Origin of the sequence: Streptomyces sp. NPDC087215, assembly GCF_044744885.1 — a bacterium.
In the GTDB taxonomy this organism is placed as follows: domain Bacteria; phylum Actinomycetota; class Actinomycetes; order Streptomycetales; family Streptomycetaceae; genus Streptomyces.
The window spans coordinates 1-16788 of the sequence record NZ_JBIUZD010000029.1; the positions used below are offsets into that span (position 1 = coordinate 1).

The window sequence follows — 16788 nt, forward strand, 5'->3', positions numbered from 1 at the left end:
ATGGTACTGCAGGGGGGACCCTGTGGGAGAGTAGGACACCGCCGAACAATTTTTAGCCTCAACCCCCGGACTCTGTCCGGGGGTTGAGGCATTTTTGCGTTCTAAACTGATGCCATGCGCTACGACCTGGTCATCTTCGACAACGACGGTGTGCTCGTGGACAGCGAGCCGATTTCCAACACGCTGCTGGCCGCCTATCTGACGGAACTCGGGCACCCCACCACGTACGAGGAATCCGTGCGCGACTACATGGGGTCCGCCATGCACCGCATTCACGACCTGGTCGAGGAGCGCGGTGGACAGCAGCTGCCCGCGGACTTCGACGAGACGTTCCACGCTCGGGTCTTCGCCGCGTTCCAGGAGCGGCTGGAGGGCGTCCCCGGAGCCGGAAAGGTCGTCGAACTGCTCGCTCAGAGCGGGGTGCCGTACTGCGTGGCGTCCTCCGGGAGCCATGAGCGGATCCGGGTGGGGCACCGTAAGACCGGGCTCGACGCCTGGTTCCGGGACGAGATCGTCTTCAGCGCCGAAGACGTGGGCCGTGGCAAGCCGGCGCCGGACCTCTTCCTCCATGCCGCCGCGCGGATGGGGGTGGAGCCCCGGCGGTGCGTGGTCGTCGAGGACAGCGCGCTCGGGGTACGGGCGGCGGTGGCGGCCGGGATGGACGTCTACGGGTTCACCGCGATGACTCCCGCGGAGAAGCTCACCGGGGCCACCGGGTACTTCGGCACGATGGACGAACTGCCGGTGATATTGGGTCTGTGATCCATCTACCCAGCGGTAGTTTCCGGCCGTACGCTGTGCCGCCATGACGGATGCGCGGTTGCGGCGTGGGCGGGGATCCCTGGCGGTCAGTTTCTTCGTGCAGGGGGTCACCTTCGCCCTGCTCGTGACCCGAATACCGGCGATCCAGGACCGGTACGGGATCTCCGACGGGCTGCTGCCGGTCTTCCTGGCGGCCGTGCCGATCCTGGCCGGGGTGGCGAGCGTGGTGACCGAGAAGGTTGTCGCGCGGGTCGGGCCCGCCGTGGTGCTGCGCTGGGCACAGCCCTTCGTGCTGCTCGCGCTCCTGGCCGTGGGCATGGGCTCCGAGCTGTGGCACGCGGCGGTCGCGCTGGGGCTGTTCGGGCTTTCCGTGGGCGCCCTCGACGCCTCCATGAACATGCTGGGGGTGAGTCTCCAGCGGGCGTACGGGCGGAGCATCATGCTCGGGTTCCACGCCTCGTACAGCCTCGGGGGGATCGTGGGGGCCTCGCTGGCCTGGGTGGGGGCGCACTGGCACCTGCCGTTGTTCGTGTCGTACCTGCCGGTCGTGGTCGTTCTGCTGCCCGTCGTGATCGTCGGGAGCCGGTGGTACGCGGCCGGCGGGGACGGGACGGTCGTGGAGCCGACGGAGGCGGGGGAGAAGGGGAGCGGGATCCCTTTCCGGTTGCTGCTGCCGTTGTGTCTGGTGATGACCTTCGCGTACATAGGGGACTCGACGGTCTCCAACTGGAGTGCCAAGTACCTCCAGGACGTGCTCGGCAGTTCCGAGGAGCTGGCGACCCTGCCGTACAACGCGTACATGGTGACGACGCTGCTCGGGCGGACCGTCGGGGACTTCGGGGTGCGGCGGCTGGGGGCGGTGGCCGTCGTGCGGGGCGGCGCGGTGCTCGCGGCGGTCGGCTTCGGTCTGGTGGCGGTGTCGCCGGGGGCCTGGGCGGGGATCGCCGGGTTCACGGTGCTCGGGCTCGGGCTGAGCGTGCTGGTGCCGCAGACGTTCGCGGCGGCCGGGCGGCTCTTCCCGGGGAACAGCGACGCGGCGGTGGCACGGCTCAACGTCTTCAACTACGTCGGGTTCCTGATCGGGTCGCCGCTGGTGGGTGCCCTCGGGGACGCGTGGAGCTACCGCTGGGCGATGCTCGTGCCGATGCTGCTCGTCCTGGTGACGGTGGTGTACGCCACGTCGTTCGGGGCGCGCGGGGCCCGATACGGTGGCGGGCATGAGCAGCCGCGCACTGTTGATGTGGGATGAAGCTGTCACGCGGTACGACTTCGGCTCCGAGCACCCGATGGACCCGGTCCGGCTCGCGCTGACGATGTCGCTGGTGCGGGCCTTCGGGCTCGACCGGGCGGTGGACGTGGTGGCCGCGAAGCCCGCGGGGGACTCGACGCTGCGGCTCGTGCACCGCGAGGACTACGTGGCGGCGGTGCGGGCGGCGTCGGTGGAGCCGCGCCGGGCCGACCAGGCGTACGGGCTCGGCACGGTCGACGATCCTGCGTTCGCCGGGATGCACGAGGTGTCGGCGCTGATCGCCGGGCAGTCGGTGGGGGCGGCGGAGGCACTGTGGCGGGGCGAGGCCGCGCACGCGGTGAACTTCGCCGGCGGGCTGCACCACGCGATGCCGGGGGCGGCCTCGGGCTTCTGCATCTACAACGACGCCTCCCTGGCGATCGCCCGGCTGCTCGAACTGGGTGCGGAACGGGTGGCGTACGTGGACGTGGACGTGCACCACGGGGACGGAGTGCAGGCGGCGTTCTGGGAGGACCCCCGGGTGCTGACCGTGTCGCTGCACGAGCATCCGCGGACCCTTTTCCCGCAGACGGGGTGGCCGGAGGAGACGGGCGCGGACGGGCCCGGTGAGGGCGGGGCCGTGAACGTGGCGCTGCCCGCCGGGACGGGGGACGCGGGATGGGTGCGGGCCTTCCACGCGGTCGTGCCGGAGCTGCTTGCGGAGTTCCGGCCGCAGGTCCTGGTCACGCAGCACGGGGCGGACACGCACTTCGAGGACCCGCTGGCGCACCTGGCGGTGTCCCTCGACGCGCAGCGGGCGGTGCAGGAGGCGTGCCACGAGCTGGCGCACGAGTACGCCGAGGGGCGCTGGCTGGCGCTGGGCGGCGGTGGGTACGCGGTGGTGGACGTCGTACCGCGGTCGTGGACGCATCTGGTGGGGATCGCCGCGCACGCTCCGGTGGACCCGGCGTCGGTGATCCCGGGGTCCTGGCGGGACGAGGTGTACGCGCGGACCCGTCAGCCGGGTCCCGCGCGGATGACGGACGGGCGGTGGCCGGTGGGCTTCCGGGAGTGGGCGGCGGGGTACGACCCGGCGGACCGGCTCGACCAGGCGGTGCTGGCGACCCGCAAGGCGGCTTTCCCCTTGCGGGGGCTGCTGGCCTGAGGGGTCGTCGGGAAGCCCGCACCTCGGTTCCGGGCAGGCGCTCAGGTGTGTCGCCCAGGGGGGGGTGCAGGAACGTTCTGGCGGGTGTTACGCCGACAGTGCGGTGTGCGGGGGAATCCGGGTTCCGGACCGGCGTGTTCCGGGAGCATCGTGGGGGTGTGGGGTACCGGGGCGCTGCGGGCGCATCTGTTGGCGGCGGGATTGGCGGGCGCGGTGGCGACCTCGCGGGAGGCGAACCTGCGGAGTTACCGGCTCTTCGCGGCGCGTGATCCGAGGGTGCTGCTGGGGCTGGACCCCGTCCGGGGGTGGGACGAGGCGGAACTGCTGCGGCTGATGGCCGACAAGTGCGGGGTGTCGGGGGACCCGGCGCACCGCTCGGGGCCGGACGTGATCGATCCGGAGCGGACCCTCCAGGCGCTCGACGCGTTCGCCGCGCGGCTGGGAGAGGCGGCGGCGCGGAGGGTTCCGGTGCTCCTCGGGACGGGGCATCCGCATCGTCTGCTCGGTTTCTACGTCGCTCTCGCAGACGCGTTGTCGGCGGCGGGATGCCTTGTCCTCACCCCGGCGCAGGGGAGATGTGTCGACATAACGACCCGGTTCGGCGTACGCACGCACCTTCTCGACTACGTCCGGGGGGTCGCGCTGGTACGGGAACCGGGGCCGTCGGGGGGAGGGCGTGTGCCGGGGGCGCATTCCCACTCGCCGCTGCCGGTTCGGGCCGCGCTGGAGAGCGCCGCCGAGGCCGGAGGGCCGCTGCCCGAGCTCGTGGTGGGGGACCACGGCTGGGTCTGCGGTGCAGGTCAGCTGGGTATCGAGGCCATCGGTCTGGCCGATACGGATGATCCCGCGCTGTTCGTCGGTGAGGCGGAGGGGCAGGTGTCGGTGGCCGTTCCGCTTGACGACGGGGTGCGCTCCGACCACTACCGCCCGCTCACACGCTATGTACTCAATCGAGCGTGTCTGTCACGGTAAACGGTCGATGGCAGCTCCTCTTCCCCACTCGTACCACCCGCCCCTAGTCTGGAGCGTGAGCGCTTGGCGACGAAGAGTCACCGGAGGGGAAGCCGGTGGGCGTCGCGGCGGAAGGTACAGGTGGGTCATGGCTGCTGGCGATCGACCTCTCAACGAGGTCAAGTTTCTGACCGTGGCGGAAGTAGCCTCGGTGATGCGCGTCTCCAAGATGACCGTGTACCGCTTGGTGCACAGCGGTCATCTGCCGGCGATCCGGGTGGGCAGGTCCTTCCGGGTACCGGAACAGGCGGTGCACGAGTACCTGCGGGAGTCCTTCGTGGGGGTGGGGACCGCGTAGCGCGAGCGCGGCGACAACGCCGGGAAAGCTCCGTATGTCCCTCGGATTACAAGCGCGGTGCTCGGGACGGTAGGCTAGGCCGACGTAGGTCGTGTGGGCCCAGACGCCCCGCACCGATTCTCGCCGGGAGGCGAGGATGTTCCGAGAAGTGAGCGAGGGTAGTCGTGGGCTCTGTTATCAAGAAGCGGCGTAAGCGGATGGCCAAGAAGAAGCACCGCAAGCTGCTCAAGCGCACGCGCGTTCAGCGTCGCAACAAGAAGTAAGCGACCGCTGCACCGCAGCGATTCGTGCGTCAGGCGTGGCCCCCCACCGTTCGCGGTGGGGGGCCACGCCTCATTGCGCGTCATCGCGCGGAAATCCCGAGGCGATACCGTGGCGGGCAACGGAAGACCGAGGGAAGGCGCTGATCTTGGGCAGGGTCGTGCTCGTCACCGGTGCTGCCCGGCACCTCGGAGGCCGTTTCGTACGGCGGATCCAGCGGGATCCCGAGGTGGACCGGGTGATCGCGGTGGACGCGGTCGAACCGGCGCACGGCCTCGGCGCGGCCGAGTTCGTGCGTGCGGACATCCGTCTGCCGGAGATCGCCAAGGTCCTCGCCACGCACGACGTCGACACGGTGGTTCATCTGGACGTCACCGGGACGGCGATCGGCGGAGGCGGCCGTACGTCGGTCAAGGAGACCAACGTCATCGGCACCATGCAGCTGCTCGGCGCCTGCCAGAAGTCGCCGAGGGTCGGCCGGCTCGTGGTCAAGTCCAGTACGGGCGTCTACGGTGCCGCGCCCCGCGACCCGGCCGTCTTCACGGAGACGACGCCCGCGAAGTCGCTGCCGAGCGGGGGTTTCGCGAAGGACGCCGTCGAGGTCGAGGGGTACGTGCGCGGGTTCGCCCGGCGCCGCCCGGACGTGGCCGTGTGCGTGCTGCGGTTCGCCAACATCCTCGGGCCCCGCATCGACTCCCCGCTCGCCGAGTACCTGGCGCTGCCCGTCCTGCCGACCGTCCTCGGCTACGACCCGAGGCTCCAGTTCGTCCACGAGGACGATGTCGTCGACGTGCTGCGGCTGGCCGCGCACGAGCCGCGCAGGGCCACCCAGAACAGCGGCACGTTCAATGTCGCGGGTGACGGGGTGCTGCTGCTGTCCCAGTGCGCCCGGCGGCTCGGGCGGCCGACCGTGCCGGTGCCGCTGCCCGCGGTCACCTGGGTGGGGACGGCGCTGCGGGCCGTCGGGATCACCGACTTCGCGCCCGAGCAGATCCGGCTCCTCACGCACGGCAGGGTCGTCTCCACGGTCCAGACGCGTGAGGTGTTCGGTTTCTCGCCGCGCCGCACGACCGCCGAGACCTTCGCCGACTTCGTACGGGGGAGGGGGCCGGGGCTGCTGCCGCCGGAGACGGTCGCGGGGGCGGTGGACCGGCTCGCGGACCGGCTCGGGGTGCCGGTGGGAGGCGGAGAGGTCCCGGGGACGTGGGCCGGTGGCCCTGGCGGGGGTCCTGTGGGCGGTGGGTCCGTGACCGGCGGCACCTCGACCGGTGCTTCTTCCGATTCCTCCGATTCTTCTGGGGCTTCTGGGGTGCCAGGGGCTCCTGCCGCACCCGTTGTCCCTGTTACCCCTGTTACTCCCCTTCACGACGGCGCCTGAGGAGACCGGACAGCGATGGCGGACGCCAAGGTCATTCCGTTCGACGACGACCGGTCCAGGGCCCGGCGGCGGCCCGGCCGTACGGACGGCGAGTCTGCGGCCGTACGGGCCCTGCCGGGCCCTCAGCAGGCCGCCCAGCGGGCGTCAGGGCCCGGTGGCGCCCGGCAGGACGCCGAGGAGACCCCGGCGGGGGGCGAGGTCTCCGGGGGCCCGGAGACCGGCGGCTGGGAGCGACGGCTCGCGGGCGGGCTGTCCTTCCTGCGGCGGCGGATCACCGGCGACTACGAGGTGGACGAGTTCGGCTACGACGAGGAGCTGACCGACCAGGTCCTGATGTCGTTGCTGCGCCCGTTGTACGAGAAGTACTTCCGGGTCGAGGTGAAGGGTGTCGAGAACATCCCGTCCGAGGGCGGGGCGCTGATCGTCGCCAACCATTCCGGGACCCTGCCGCTGGACGGGCTGATGATGCAGGTCGCCGTCCACGACCACCACCCGGCCGGGCGACACCTGCGACTGCTCGCCGCGGACCTGGTCTTCGTCCTGCCGGTCGTCAACGAGCTGGCCCGCAAGGCGGGGCACACGCTGGCCTGCGCCGAGGACGCGGAGCGGCTGCTGCGGGCCGGTGAGATCGTGGGTGTGATGCCGGAGGGTTTCAAGGGCATCGGGAAGCCCTTCGGGGAGCGGTACAAGCTCCAGCGGTTCGGCCGGGGCGGCTTCGTCTCGACGGCGCTGCGGGCCGGGGTGCCGATCGTGCCCTGCTCGATCGTCGGGGCCGAGGAGATATACCCGATGGTCGGGAACGCGAAGACGCTGGCTCGGCTGCTCGGCTTCCCGTACTTCCCGCTGACTCCGACCTTCCCCTGGCTGGGGCCGCTCGGGGCGGTGCCGCTGCCGACGAAGTGGACGATCCAGTTCGGTGAGCCGATTCCGACGGAGTCGTACGCGCCGGAGGCGGTGGATGACCCGATGCTGATGTTCAACCTGACGGATCAGGTGCGGGAGCAGATCCAGCACACGCTCTACAAGTTGCTGGTGCAGCGCCGGTCGGTCTTCTTCTGACGGGCGGACAGACGGCCGGACGGGCTGATGGTGGCACGGCCTGACAGTGCGGCGGGCTGACGGCGGGGCGGACCGGCGACGGGATGGACCGGCGGTGGGATGGACGAAGGGGCGCCCCCCGTCCGTGGGGGCGCCCCTCCTCCTTGCTAGCGAGCGTCCTCGCTGTCGATGCCGAGGCCTGGTAGCAGGCCCGGCAGGAGTGGCGGAAGAGTCACGTCCGGCACGTCGGGGGTCGCGTGGGTTCCGCCCGGAGGCGGCGTCGCCGGGCCGGTCGGTGCGGGCGGCCTGAGCAGCCCTCCCGCGCTGCCGCTGAGCAGCCCCTCGTTCTCCGGGGAGCCGATGCCGCCGTCCGTGCTCGGACTGCTGCTCGGGCCGGACGAGTGCGGCGGTGCGGAGTGGCCGCCCGCCGGAGGCGTCTCGTGGGCGGAGGGCGGACGCTGGCTGTCCGTGCCCGGGGACTCCTTCGTCGCGCCGGGCCCGCCACCGGGGCTCTGGGAGCCGATGGCGCCCTTCTCAAGGGTCCTGGGCAGGACCGACTGGAGCGGCTCGACCTCTTCGTCTATGGCCTCGAAGACGTTCGTCACCTCGCTGCCGACGTCCGTGAGCTGCACAGGGAGCCGGTCGCGGATGCCGTTCCAGGTGTCCCGGTGGGCCTGGGCGAAGGAGTTGAGCCGGGCCATCGGGCCGATCTCGCCGTCCCGGTCGTACGCCTGACGGAGCAGGCGGTGTCCTTCCGAGGCGTCGTGCTGCATTCCGCTGAGGACCCGGCGGATTTCGGTGAGGGACTCGTGGTCGAGGTCGCCTGAGCGGCCCCGTTCCATGAGTCTGCGGGCCTCGCTGAGCCGGGTGGACGCCTGGTCGAGGTAGATGCCGCCGCGGTCCGCGTCGTCGTCCGCCATTCCCAGTTTGATGTCCTCCATGCCCCGCTTGAGCCCGTAGAGCGAGTCACCGGGAAGCGCGTCGGAGCTGGCCGCGGCCACTCCACCGAAGGCGCCCGCGGCCACACCGACCGTGAGGCCGCCCGCAGCGAGCCCCTTGGTCCAGCGGGAGCGGGGGCGGAGCTTGCGCAGCGGGGACGCCCGGTGGGCGCCCTTGCCGCTCGAACTCCGCTGCTCCGGCACCGCGGGGGCCGCGGCTGCGCTGCCCTCCATGAGCATCGCTTCCATGGCGGCGACGAGCTGGGCTCGCTGCACCACCTTGACCTCGGGGTCCAGCTGTGGTTTCGGCAGTTCACCGAGACCGTTCGCCAGGGCCAACAGTCGCCCCTGCTCGGCAGGTTCGACCGGGGCCTCGGGCTGCTCGCTCGCAGTGTCCTCGGACGCCCGGTCCTCCAGGGCCTGGGCGAAGGCGTTCGCCCGCCGGTGCGCCGATACGTTCGCGATCACTGGCGGCACCTCCTCTCGTCATGACGGTCGACTCCCCGGGGTGTCCGGAGGGTTGCACACCTTGAGCGCATCCACACGAAAGAGTGAGTGGCTGCGGACATGGCGTGTCCACAGGGAGCCTGCATCCCGCACAACGAGCGGCGCGGCACTTGGGTTACGCGCGAAAGATGATCGGACCAGTGCGTCATCGAGGCGTCACCGACTGTGAGTTGGATAGGGGTCGTGGGGGTGTGGGGGGAGTGGTGGTGCCCGAGTGGAGGGACCGGGTGGGGGCCGGGTACGGGGGCGCGTGTGGGGGGCGCGTCCGGGTCAGCGGGCGTCGTCCGGGAGGAGTCGGGCCAGGGTGCGTACGGCCCGGTACTGAAGGGTCTTGATCGCTCCCTCGTTCTTCCCCATGACCCGGGCGGTCTCGGCGACCGAGAGTCCCTGGAGGAACCGGAGGGTCACGCACTCCTGCTGCTGGGGGTTGAGGCGGCGGACCGCGTCGAGCAGGGCGGCGTTGGAGAGGGACTCCAGGACGGAGTCCTCGGGGCTGCGCTCGACCTCGTTGGCGTCGAGCATCTCGCCCGTGGTGACTTCCAGGCGGAAGCGGCTGGACTTGAAGTGGTCGGCGACCAGGTTCCTGGCGATGGTGACGAGCCAGGCGCCGAAGTCGCGGCCCTGCCAGGTGAAGGTGGAGATCCGGCGCAGGGCGCGCAGGAAGGTCTCACTGGTGAGGTCCTCCGCCGTCGCCTTTCCGCCGACGCGGTAGTAGATGTAGCGGTAGACGGTGTCGCTGTACTGGTCGTACAGGCGCCCGAAGGCCTCGGCCTCGCCCGCTTGGGCGCGCTCCACCAGATCCATCATCCGGGCGCTGTCGCTGTCGGCGGCGGGTCGGCGGGTGGTGGTCGAGGTTCCGGAGCCGGAGCGGGCGCCGCGTCTGCCCACGGCGGCGCCGCCGTCGGCCAGGGCATAGCAAGGGCCGGCGGGTGCCGGTGCGGCGAAGGCGAAGGCGTGGACAGGGCCGGCGTACGCGGTGGGGACGAAGCCGCGCAAGCGGTCGAGGACCGTTGCGCGCAGCGTAGCCAGGCCCGAGGTGTCAACCCCGACGTGTGGGTACACGGGACTCCCAGAGGCAGAGCTTCCATCACGTGCAGTGCGGGACCGTTCACCCGTCGTAGCGACGTGAGGGGTCCTTTGTGCGTCTGAGGAGAATAACGCTTCGTACAGGCAGCGCTACACCCAGTTGCTCAAATCACCGGTTACGTCGGTTCTGTTACTGCTTGTAGTCGCAACCGGTCGCAATTGGTGATCAGTTGTTGATCGTTTCGCTTACGGGTGTGATCGCGCGCACGTTGGGTTGTGCTCAAGTCCAGGGCGCGCGAGTGATCGGGGCCGCTGCGGGGTAAGGAGGCCGAAATGCCTGGTGGTCGACGTGCGCGGGGGTGTTCGACCACGGACGGGTGAGGGCCGCTGGTCCGGGTTTGTCGCAGATGATCGAAGCCGAAACGTATCGGCAGCCGGAACGCGGTGGTCCGGCGATGCCGACCCGGTGACGGGCGGTGGTCTCGGTGCCGGATCCGGCGGTTGTGGCGCGCTCCGGTGGCTTCGGTGCGGCCGTGGCCTCAGTGGCGGCGGCGGTGCAGGGCGACCGCTGCGGCCGTTCCCCCGGCGATGGCGCCGAGGCCCGCGGCGGCGGGGATGCCGACCTTGGCGGCCTTGCGGCCGGTCCGGTAGTCGCGAAGCCGCCAGTCCCGCTCCTTCGCGTGCTTGCGGAGCTTGGCGTCCGGGTTGATCGCGTACGGATGTCCCACCAGTGACAGCATCGGGATGTCGTTGTGCGAGTCGCTGTACGCGGCGCAGCGGCTCAGGTCGAGGCCCTCGGCGGCGGCCAGCGCCCGTACCGCCTCGGCCTTGGCCGGTCCGTGCAGGGGCTCCCCGACCAGCCTGCCCGTGTAGACGCCCTCGACCGACTCGGCGACCGTGCCCAGCGCGCCGGTCAGGCCGAGCCGCCGGGCGATGATCGTGGCGGTCTCGACCGGGGCGGCCGTGACCAGCCAGACCTTCTGGCCGGCGTCCAGGTGAGCCTGGGCGAGGTCGCGGGTGCCGGGCCAGATGCGGTCGGCCATGTACTCGTCGTAGATCTCCTCGCCGATCGACATCAGCTCGGAGACGCGATGGCCCTTGACGATGGACAGCGCGCTGTCGCGGGCGTCCTGCATGTGTTCGGGGTCCTCGACGCCCGCCAGCCGGAACCAGGCCTGCTGCCAGGCGAACCGGGCGAGTTCGCGGCGCTGGAAGAACTTCCGCTTGTACAGGCCGCGGCCGAAGTGGAAGATCGCGGCGCCCTGCATCACGGTGTTGTCGAGGTCGAAGAAGGCGGCCGCCCGGACATCGCCGACGACGGGGAACTCGGGCTCGGCGGGGGCCTCGCCCTCCGCCTCCTCCCGCTCCCTCTCCAGCTGGAGCGAGGTCTTGCGCGCTGCCTCGGCAGCGGCCTCGCCTGCGAGGACGCTGCGCGCGGTGGCGGAGCGCCTACGAGGGGTGAGCCATCCCAGAGCGGCCATGCCGTGAGCATAGCCAGTCTGTTCGGTACTTCCCGACTTGTGACGGTGCCGGGGCGTGAACACCTGGTGCCTTCCGGGCGCGCGTCCGCCGGGCGGGTGGCCGGACGGACGAGCGGCCGGGAGGACGAGCACCCGACCGGGCGTCCTTTCGGCCTTCCGCCTTTCGTCCTTCCGTCTTTCGTCCGTACGCGTGCCCGGACGGAAGAGAATGGACGGCATGTTCGGACGGAAGAAGAAGACGGACGCCGCCGCGCGGACCGTGACGCTGATCGGCAAGCCCGGGTGCCACCTCTGCGACGACGCCCGCGCGGTGGTCGAGGCGGTCTGCGCGGAGACGGGCGCGCGCTGGGAGGAGAAGGACATCAGCGTGGACGAGGAGCTGTACCGGGCCTACTGGGAACAGATTCCCGTCGTCCTGGTCGACGGCGAGCAGCACACCTTCTGGCGCGTGGACGCCTCACGGCTCCGGCGCGAACTGGGTGCGTGACCGAAAGACGGCTACGATCGTGGACGTTTTGTTGGGTTCCGGGGGCGGCATCGTGAGGAGAGTGTGCGGTTTTGCCCCCATCAGGTTTTCAACGCGCCTCCCGGTCCCGCGGTTCCGCGACGATACGAACCAGCCGCGTGACCCCGGTCACTTTGGCCAGACAAAACGGACACCATCTTTGTGCACGCGTTCACAAAGACATAGCCTGCATTCGACGGGGCGGTCTTGGGACATATGGCCGCCTGCAGCCCCGCTCATCCCGCAGGAGCACCGTGGCAACTGGCCGAACTCACCGACCGGCGACCCGTAGCCGAGGAATTCCCGAGGCCACCGTCGCCCGGCTTCCGCTGTATCTCCGCGCGCTCACCGCGCTGTCGGAGCGCTCCGTACCCACGGTCTCCTCCGAGGAGCTCGCGGCGGCGGCGGGAGTCAACTCCGCGAAGCTGCGCAAGGACTTCAGCTACCTCGGCTCCTACGGCACCCGGGGCGTCGGCTACGACGTCGAGTACCTCGTCTACCAGATCTCCCGTGAGCTGGGGCTCACCCAGGACTGGCCCGTCGTGATCGTCGGCATCGGAAACCTCGGTGCCGCGCTCGCCGGATACGGCGGTTTCGCCTCCCGCGGCTTCCGCGTGGCCGCGCTGATCGACGCCGACCCCGCCATGACCGGCAGGCCCGTCGCGGGCATCCCCGTCCAGCACAGCGACGACCTGGAGCGGATCATCGAGGAGGACGGCGTCTCCATCGGGGTCATCGCGACCCCCGCCGGTGTCGCCCAGCAGGTCTGCGACCGGCTCGTGGCCGCCGGTGTCACCTCCATCCTGAACTTCGCCCCGACCGTGCTCTCCGTGCCCGACGGCGTGGACGTGCGCAAGGTCGACCTCTCCATCGAGCTGCAGATCCTCGCCTTCCACGAGCAGCGCAAGGCCGGTGAGGAGGCGGGCGCCGGGAACGGCCCGAACACCGCCGGGACCGCCGCCGCTCCGCCGACCCCGCGCGGCACCACGGGCACCGGGCGCAAGGGCCCGGACGGGGACGTCCCCGCGGTGATGCCCGCATGAGCCTTCTCGTCGTCGGCCTCAGCCACCGCAGTGCCCCGGTCTCCGTCCTGGAGCGGGCCGCGCTCGCGCCGGACACCCAGGCCAAGCTCCTCCAGGACACCCTCGCCGCCGAACCGGCCGCCGAGGCCACCGTCCTGGCCACCTGCAACCGCATCGAGCTCTACGCGGACGTGGACAAGTTCCACGCCGGGGTCGCCGAGCTGTCCACGCTCCTCGCCCAGCACAGCGGCGTCGGCCTGGACGAGCTGACCCCCTACCTCTACGTGCACTACGAGGACCGGGCCGTCCACCACCTCTTCTCGGTGGCCTGCGGCCTCGACTCGATGGTCGTCGGCGAGGGCCAGATCCTCGGCCAGATCAAGGACGCCCTCGCCCTCGGGCAGGAGCTGCACACGGCGGGCCGCCTCCTCAACGACCTGTTCCAGCAGGCCCTTCGGGTCGGCAAGCGCGCCCACAGCGAGACCGGGATCGACCGGGCCGGGCAGTCGCTCGTCACCTTCGGTCTGGGGCAGTTCGTCGACGGCGCGGACGGCACCGACGTCGACACCTGGACCAAGGGCAAGAAGGCGCTGGTCATCGGCGCCGGTTCGATGTCCTCGCTGGCCGCCGCCACGCTGGCCCGCTCCGGGGTCTCCGAGATCGTCGTCGCCAACCGCACCCTGGCCCGCGCCGAGCGGCTCGCCGCGATCCTGAACGAGCCCGGCGGGACGGGCGTCACCGCGCACGCGGTCGAGATGGTTGCCGTCGGCGACGAACTGACACGTGCCGATGTCGTCGTCTCCTGCACCGGCGCCACCGGACTCGTCCTCACCGCCGAGGACGTCGAGACCGCCGTCCGGGGACGCCGTACCCCGCTCGCCCTGCTCGACCTCGCCATGCCCCGCGACATCGACGCCGCCGCCCACCGCGTCCCCGGGGCCCGGCTGATCGACATCGAGTCGCTCGCCGAGGCCTCCGCCGACGCGCCCATGGCCGCCGACGTCGACCAGGTGCGGGCCATCGTCTCCGACGAGGTCGCCGCCTTCGGCGCCGCCCAGCGCGCCGCCCACATCACCCCCACGGTCGTCGCGCTGCGGACCATGGCGGCCGACGTCGTGACGAGCGAGGTCGCCCGCCTGGAGGGCCGGCTGCCCGACCTCGACGACAAGCAGCGCGCCGAGATCACCCAGACCGTGCGCCGCGTGGTCGACAAACTCCTGCACGCGCCGACCGTGCGGGTCAAGCAGCTGGCCAGCGAGCCCGGCGGCGCCGGGTACGCGGACGCGCTGCGGACACTCTTCGACCTCGACCCGGAGACGGTGGCCGCCGTCAGCCGGGCCGACCTGAATGACGCCGACGTCAAGAACCGAGGGCGAGTATGACCGAGAGGGCACTGAGGCTCGGGACCAGGCGCAGCAAGCTCGCCATGGCCCAGTCCGGGCACGTGGCCGACGCCGTCCGGCGGCTGACCGGCCGGCCCGTCGAGCTCGTGGAGATCACGACGTACGGGGACACCTCCCGGGAGCACCTCGCGCAGATCGGCGGCACCGGCGTCTTCGTCGCCGCGCTGCGCGACGCGCTGCTCGCCGGTGAGGTGGACTTCGCCGTCCACTCCCTGAAGGACCTGCCGACCACGCCGCACCCCGAGCTGACGCTGGCCGCGGTCCCGCGCCGCGAGGACCCGCGCGACGTGCTGATCGCCCGCGACGGGCTGACGCTGGACCGGCTGCCCCGGGGCGCCCGGATCGGCACCGGCTCGCCCCGGCGGACGGCCCAGCTGCACGCCTACGCGCGCAACCACGGTCTGGAGTTCGGCTGCGTCCCGATCCGGGGCAACATCGACACCCGGATCGGCTACGTGCGCGGCGGTGAGCTGGACGCCGTGGTCCTCGCCGCGGCCGGACTCAACCGCATCGGCGGTACGGAGGAGCTCACCGGCTCCCTGTCGGTCGACCGCCTGTCGGTCGACTCCGTGCTGCCCGCCCCCGGCCAGGGGGCCCTGGCGATCGAGTGCCCGGCGGCCGACGCCGGGCTCGTCGCCGCGCTCGCCGCGCTCGACGACCCGCGGACGCGGGCCGCCGTGACGGCCGAACGATCCCTGCTCGCCGCCCTGGAGGCCGGCTGCTCCGCACCCGTGGGTGCGCTGGCCGACCTGCTGGCCGACGACCCCGGTCACGGGCAGGTTGTCACCGAGATGCGCCTGCGCGGCGTCGTCGGCACCACCGACGGCTCGACGCTGGTGCAGCTGTCCACCACCGGACCCGTACCCACCTCGCACGACGAGGCCATGGCGCTCGGACGCGAACTCGCGGACGAGATGCTCGCCAAGGGTGCGGCCGGTCTTATGGGGGAGCGAGCACTTTGAACCCCACCAGCCCGACCGCCAGCCCGCTGTCCCCGGCCTTCGCGGGCCATGGGCACGTCACATTCCTCGGCGCAGGCCCCGGTGACCCCGGGCTCCTGACCCTCAGGGCCGTCGAGGCCCTCGCCGGAGCGGATGTCCTGATCGCCGAGCCGGAGGTACTAGAGGTCGTTCGCGGCCACGCGCGCGCTGGGGTGAGCACGCCGGAGCTGACAGTTGTTGACGAGGCGTCAACAACCGCCGGTGTCCCCGTGTTGAGGGATGCCGCCAATCTTGTCATGGAGGCCGCGAGGGGCGGCAGGCGGGTCGTCCGTGCGGTGACCGGCGACCCCGGCCTCGACGGGAACGCGGGAGCCGAGATGCTCGTCTGCGCCGCCGAGGGCATCCCCTTCGAGGTCGTGCCCGGTGTGGCCACGGCCGTCGGCGTGCCCGCGTACGCCGGTGTCCCGCTGCGTGACGCGCAGGGCACGGACGTGCGCTTCGTGGACGCCCGTACCGCCGACGAGCGGTGCTGGAGCGAGGTCGGCGCCTCCGACGGCACCGTCGTCGTGTCGACCACCCTCGACTCGGTGGCCGCCGCCGCCGGAGAGCTGATGGCGGCGGGCCGCAAGCCGGACACCCCGCTCACCGTCACCATCGGCGGTACGACCACCCGGCAGCGCACCTGGAACGCCACGCTCGGCACCATCGCCCAGGTCTTCAAGCAGGGCAAGATCCTTCCCTCGCCGGAGGGCCACCGGCCGGTCATAGCGGTGGTGGGCGAGCGCAGCGCCCCGGCGCAGCGCGCCCAGCTGTCGTGGTTCGAGTCCAAGCCGCTCTTCGGCTGGCGGGTGCTCGTACCGCGCACCAAGGAGCAGGCGGCCTCGCTCTCCGACCAGCTCCGTTCCTACGGCGCGGTGCCGCACGAGGTGCCGACCATCGCCGTGGAGCCGCCGCGCACCCCGCAGCAGATGGAGCGGGCGGTCAAGGGCCTGGTCACCGGCCGCTACGAGTGGATCGCCTTCACCTCGGTCAACGCCGTCAAGGCGGTCCGGGAGAAGTTCGAGGAGTACGGGCTCGACGCCCGCGCCTTCGCCGGGATCAAGGTCGCCGCGGTGGGCGAGCAGACGGCCGCCGCGCTGGTCGACTTCGGCGTGAAGCCGGACCTGGTGCCGAGCGGCGAGCAGTCGGCCGCGGGGCTCCTGGAGGACTGGCCGCCGTACGACCCGGTCTTCGACCCGATCGACCGGGTCTTCCTGCCGCGGGCCGACATCGCGACGGAGACGCTGGTCGCGGGCCTGATCGAGCTCGGGTGGGAGGTCGACGACGTCACCGCCTACCGGACCGTACGGGCGTCGCCGCCGCCCGCGGACACCCGTGAGGCGATCAAGGGCGGCGGCTTCGACGCGGTGCTCTTCACCTCGTCGTCGACCGTGCGGAACCTGGTCGGCATCGCGGGGAAGCCGCACAACGTGACGGTGATCGCCTGCATCGGGCCCGCCACGGCCAAGACGGCCGAGGAGCACGGGCTGCGGGTGGACGTGCTGTCGCCGGAGCCTTCGGTGCACAAGCTCGCCGAGGCGCTCGCGGACTTCGGGACGCGGCGCCGGGAGTCGGCCCTCGAGGCGGGCGACCCGGTGACGCGGCCGAGCGAGCGGCGGCCGGGCGCGCGACGGCGTCGTACGACCTGACCGGTCGTTCGCAGGGGTGCGGGTCCTTCGGGGCCCGCACCTTTCGCGTCTCCGGGGCCGCGCGGTGGGGTGGCGCGGGAGGCTCGCGGGGCCGTGGAAGCGGCAACACCGTGTCGGTAAGTGCACTGTTCACCCA

16 protein-coding genes are annotated in these 16788 nt (G+C 71.6%); 13 read left to right on the top strand and 3 right to left on the bottom strand.

The features are described from left to right. Nucleotides 1–114 precede the first annotated feature (114 nt). The 8 genes from ACIO92_RS33745 (at nt 115) to ACIO92_RS33780 (ending at nt 7162) form a co-directional block, all read left to right on the top strand. Nucleotides 115–762 carry an HAD family hydrolase gene (locus ACIO92_RS33745; protein WP_366446024.1) on the top strand — a complete coding sequence of 216 codons (648 nt, stop codon included), beginning with the start codon at nt 115–117 and terminating at the stop codon, nt 760–762. Between the two features lie 43 nt (nt 763–805). Continuing rightward, on the top strand, nt 806–2011 hold the full coding sequence (locus ACIO92_RS33750; protein WP_366446023.1) for an MFS transporter: 1206 nt from the start codon (nt 806–808) through the stop codon (nt 2009–2011). Next, nucleotides 1980–3155 (top strand): acetoin utilization protein AcuC, encoded by a 1176-nt coding sequence (locus tag ACIO92_RS33755; protein WP_366446022.1) that lies wholly within the window; start codon nt 1980–1982, stop codon nt 3153–3155. The genes ACIO92_RS33750 and ACIO92_RS33755 overlap by 32 nt, the downstream gene beginning before the upstream one ends. 156 nt (nt 3156–3311) lie before the next feature. Then, nucleotides 3312–4127 (top strand): phosphatase, encoded by an 816-nt coding sequence (locus ACIO92_RS33760; protein ID WP_366446021.1) that lies wholly within the window; start codon nt 3312–3314, stop codon nt 4125–4127. 127 nt (nt 4128–4254) lie between these two features. After that, nucleotides 4255–4464, top strand: coding sequence for a helix-turn-helix domain-containing protein (locus ACIO92_RS33765; RefSeq protein ID WP_030223786.1), 210 nt, complete (start codon nt 4255–4257; stop codon nt 4462–4464). 164 nt (nt 4465–4628) lie between these two features. Next, nucleotides 4629–4727: a 30S ribosomal protein bS22 gene (locus ACIO92_RS33770; protein WP_003948845.1), complete on the top strand. Its 99-nt coding sequence runs from the start codon at nt 4629–4631 to the stop codon at nt 4725–4727. Between the two features lie 146 nt (nt 4728–4873). Next, a complete protein-coding gene (locus tag ACIO92_RS33775) occupies nt 4874–6103 on the top strand; it encodes an NAD-dependent epimerase/dehydratase family protein (RefSeq protein ID WP_366446020.1) in 1230 nt (409 codons plus the stop codon). A gap of 15 nt (nt 6104–6118) precedes the next feature. Beyond that, a complete protein-coding gene (locus ACIO92_RS33780) occupies nt 6119–7162 on the top strand; it encodes a lysophospholipid acyltransferase family protein (RefSeq protein WP_366446019.1) in 1044 nt (347 codons plus the stop codon). A 146-nt stretch (nt 7163–7308) separates the two neighbouring features. Here the strand turns inward: ACIO92_RS33780 and ACIO92_RS33785 are convergent, their stop codons facing one another. The 3 genes from ACIO92_RS33785 to ACIO92_RS33795 form a co-directional block, all read right to left on the bottom strand. Beyond that, entirely contained in the window at nt 7309–8547 is a 1239-nt protein-coding gene (locus ACIO92_RS33785) for a DUF5667 domain-containing protein (RefSeq protein WP_366446018.1), read from the bottom strand. Nucleotides 8548–8856: 309 nt separating this feature from the next. Continuing rightward, complete coding sequence (locus tag ACIO92_RS33790) at nt 8857–9648, bottom strand: ECF subfamily RNA polymerase sigma factor, BldN family (RefSeq protein ID WP_366446017.1); 792 nt, start codon at nt 9646–9648, stop codon at nt 8857–8859. A gap of 503 nt (nt 9649–10151) precedes the next feature. Beyond that, nucleotides 10152–11093, bottom strand: coding sequence for an HAD-IB family hydrolase (locus ACIO92_RS33795; RefSeq protein WP_366446016.1), 942 nt, complete (start codon nt 11091–11093; stop codon nt 10152–10154). 208 nt (nt 11094–11301) lie between these two features. Between ACIO92_RS33795 and ACIO92_RS33800 the strand changes: the two genes are divergently transcribed. From ACIO92_RS33800 to ACIO92_RS33820, 5 genes are all read left to right on the top strand, one after another. Beyond that, the gene (locus ACIO92_RS33800) at nt 11302–11580 is read left to right on the top strand and encodes a glutaredoxin family protein (RefSeq protein ID WP_401243037.1); all 279 of its coding nucleotides are present in this window, start codon (nt 11302–11304) and stop codon (nt 11578–11580) included. A 272-nt stretch (nt 11581–11852) separates the two neighbouring features. Beyond that, on the top strand, nt 11853–12641 hold the full coding sequence (locus ACIO92_RS33805; RefSeq protein ID WP_366446014.1) for a redox-sensing transcriptional repressor Rex: 789 nt from the start codon (nt 11853–11855) through the stop codon (nt 12639–12641). Further along, entirely contained in the window at nt 12638–14002 is a 1365-nt protein-coding gene (locus tag ACIO92_RS33810; protein WP_402284323.1) for a glutamyl-tRNA reductase, read from the top strand. Before ACIO92_RS33805 ends, ACIO92_RS33810 begins: the two co-directional genes overlap by 4 nt. Then, complete coding sequence (gene hemC / locus ACIO92_RS33815) at nt 13999–14985, top strand: hydroxymethylbilane synthase (RefSeq protein WP_366446012.1); 987 nt, start codon at nt 13999–14001, stop codon at nt 14983–14985. The genes ACIO92_RS33810 and hemC overlap by 4 nt, the downstream gene beginning before the upstream one ends. Then, entirely contained in the window at nt 14982–16652 is a 1671-nt protein-coding gene (locus ACIO92_RS33820; RefSeq protein ID WP_366446011.1) for a uroporphyrinogen-III synthase, read from the top strand. Before hemC ends, ACIO92_RS33820 begins: the two co-directional genes overlap by 4 nt. The last annotated feature ends 136 nt before the right edge of the window (nt 16653–16788 follow it).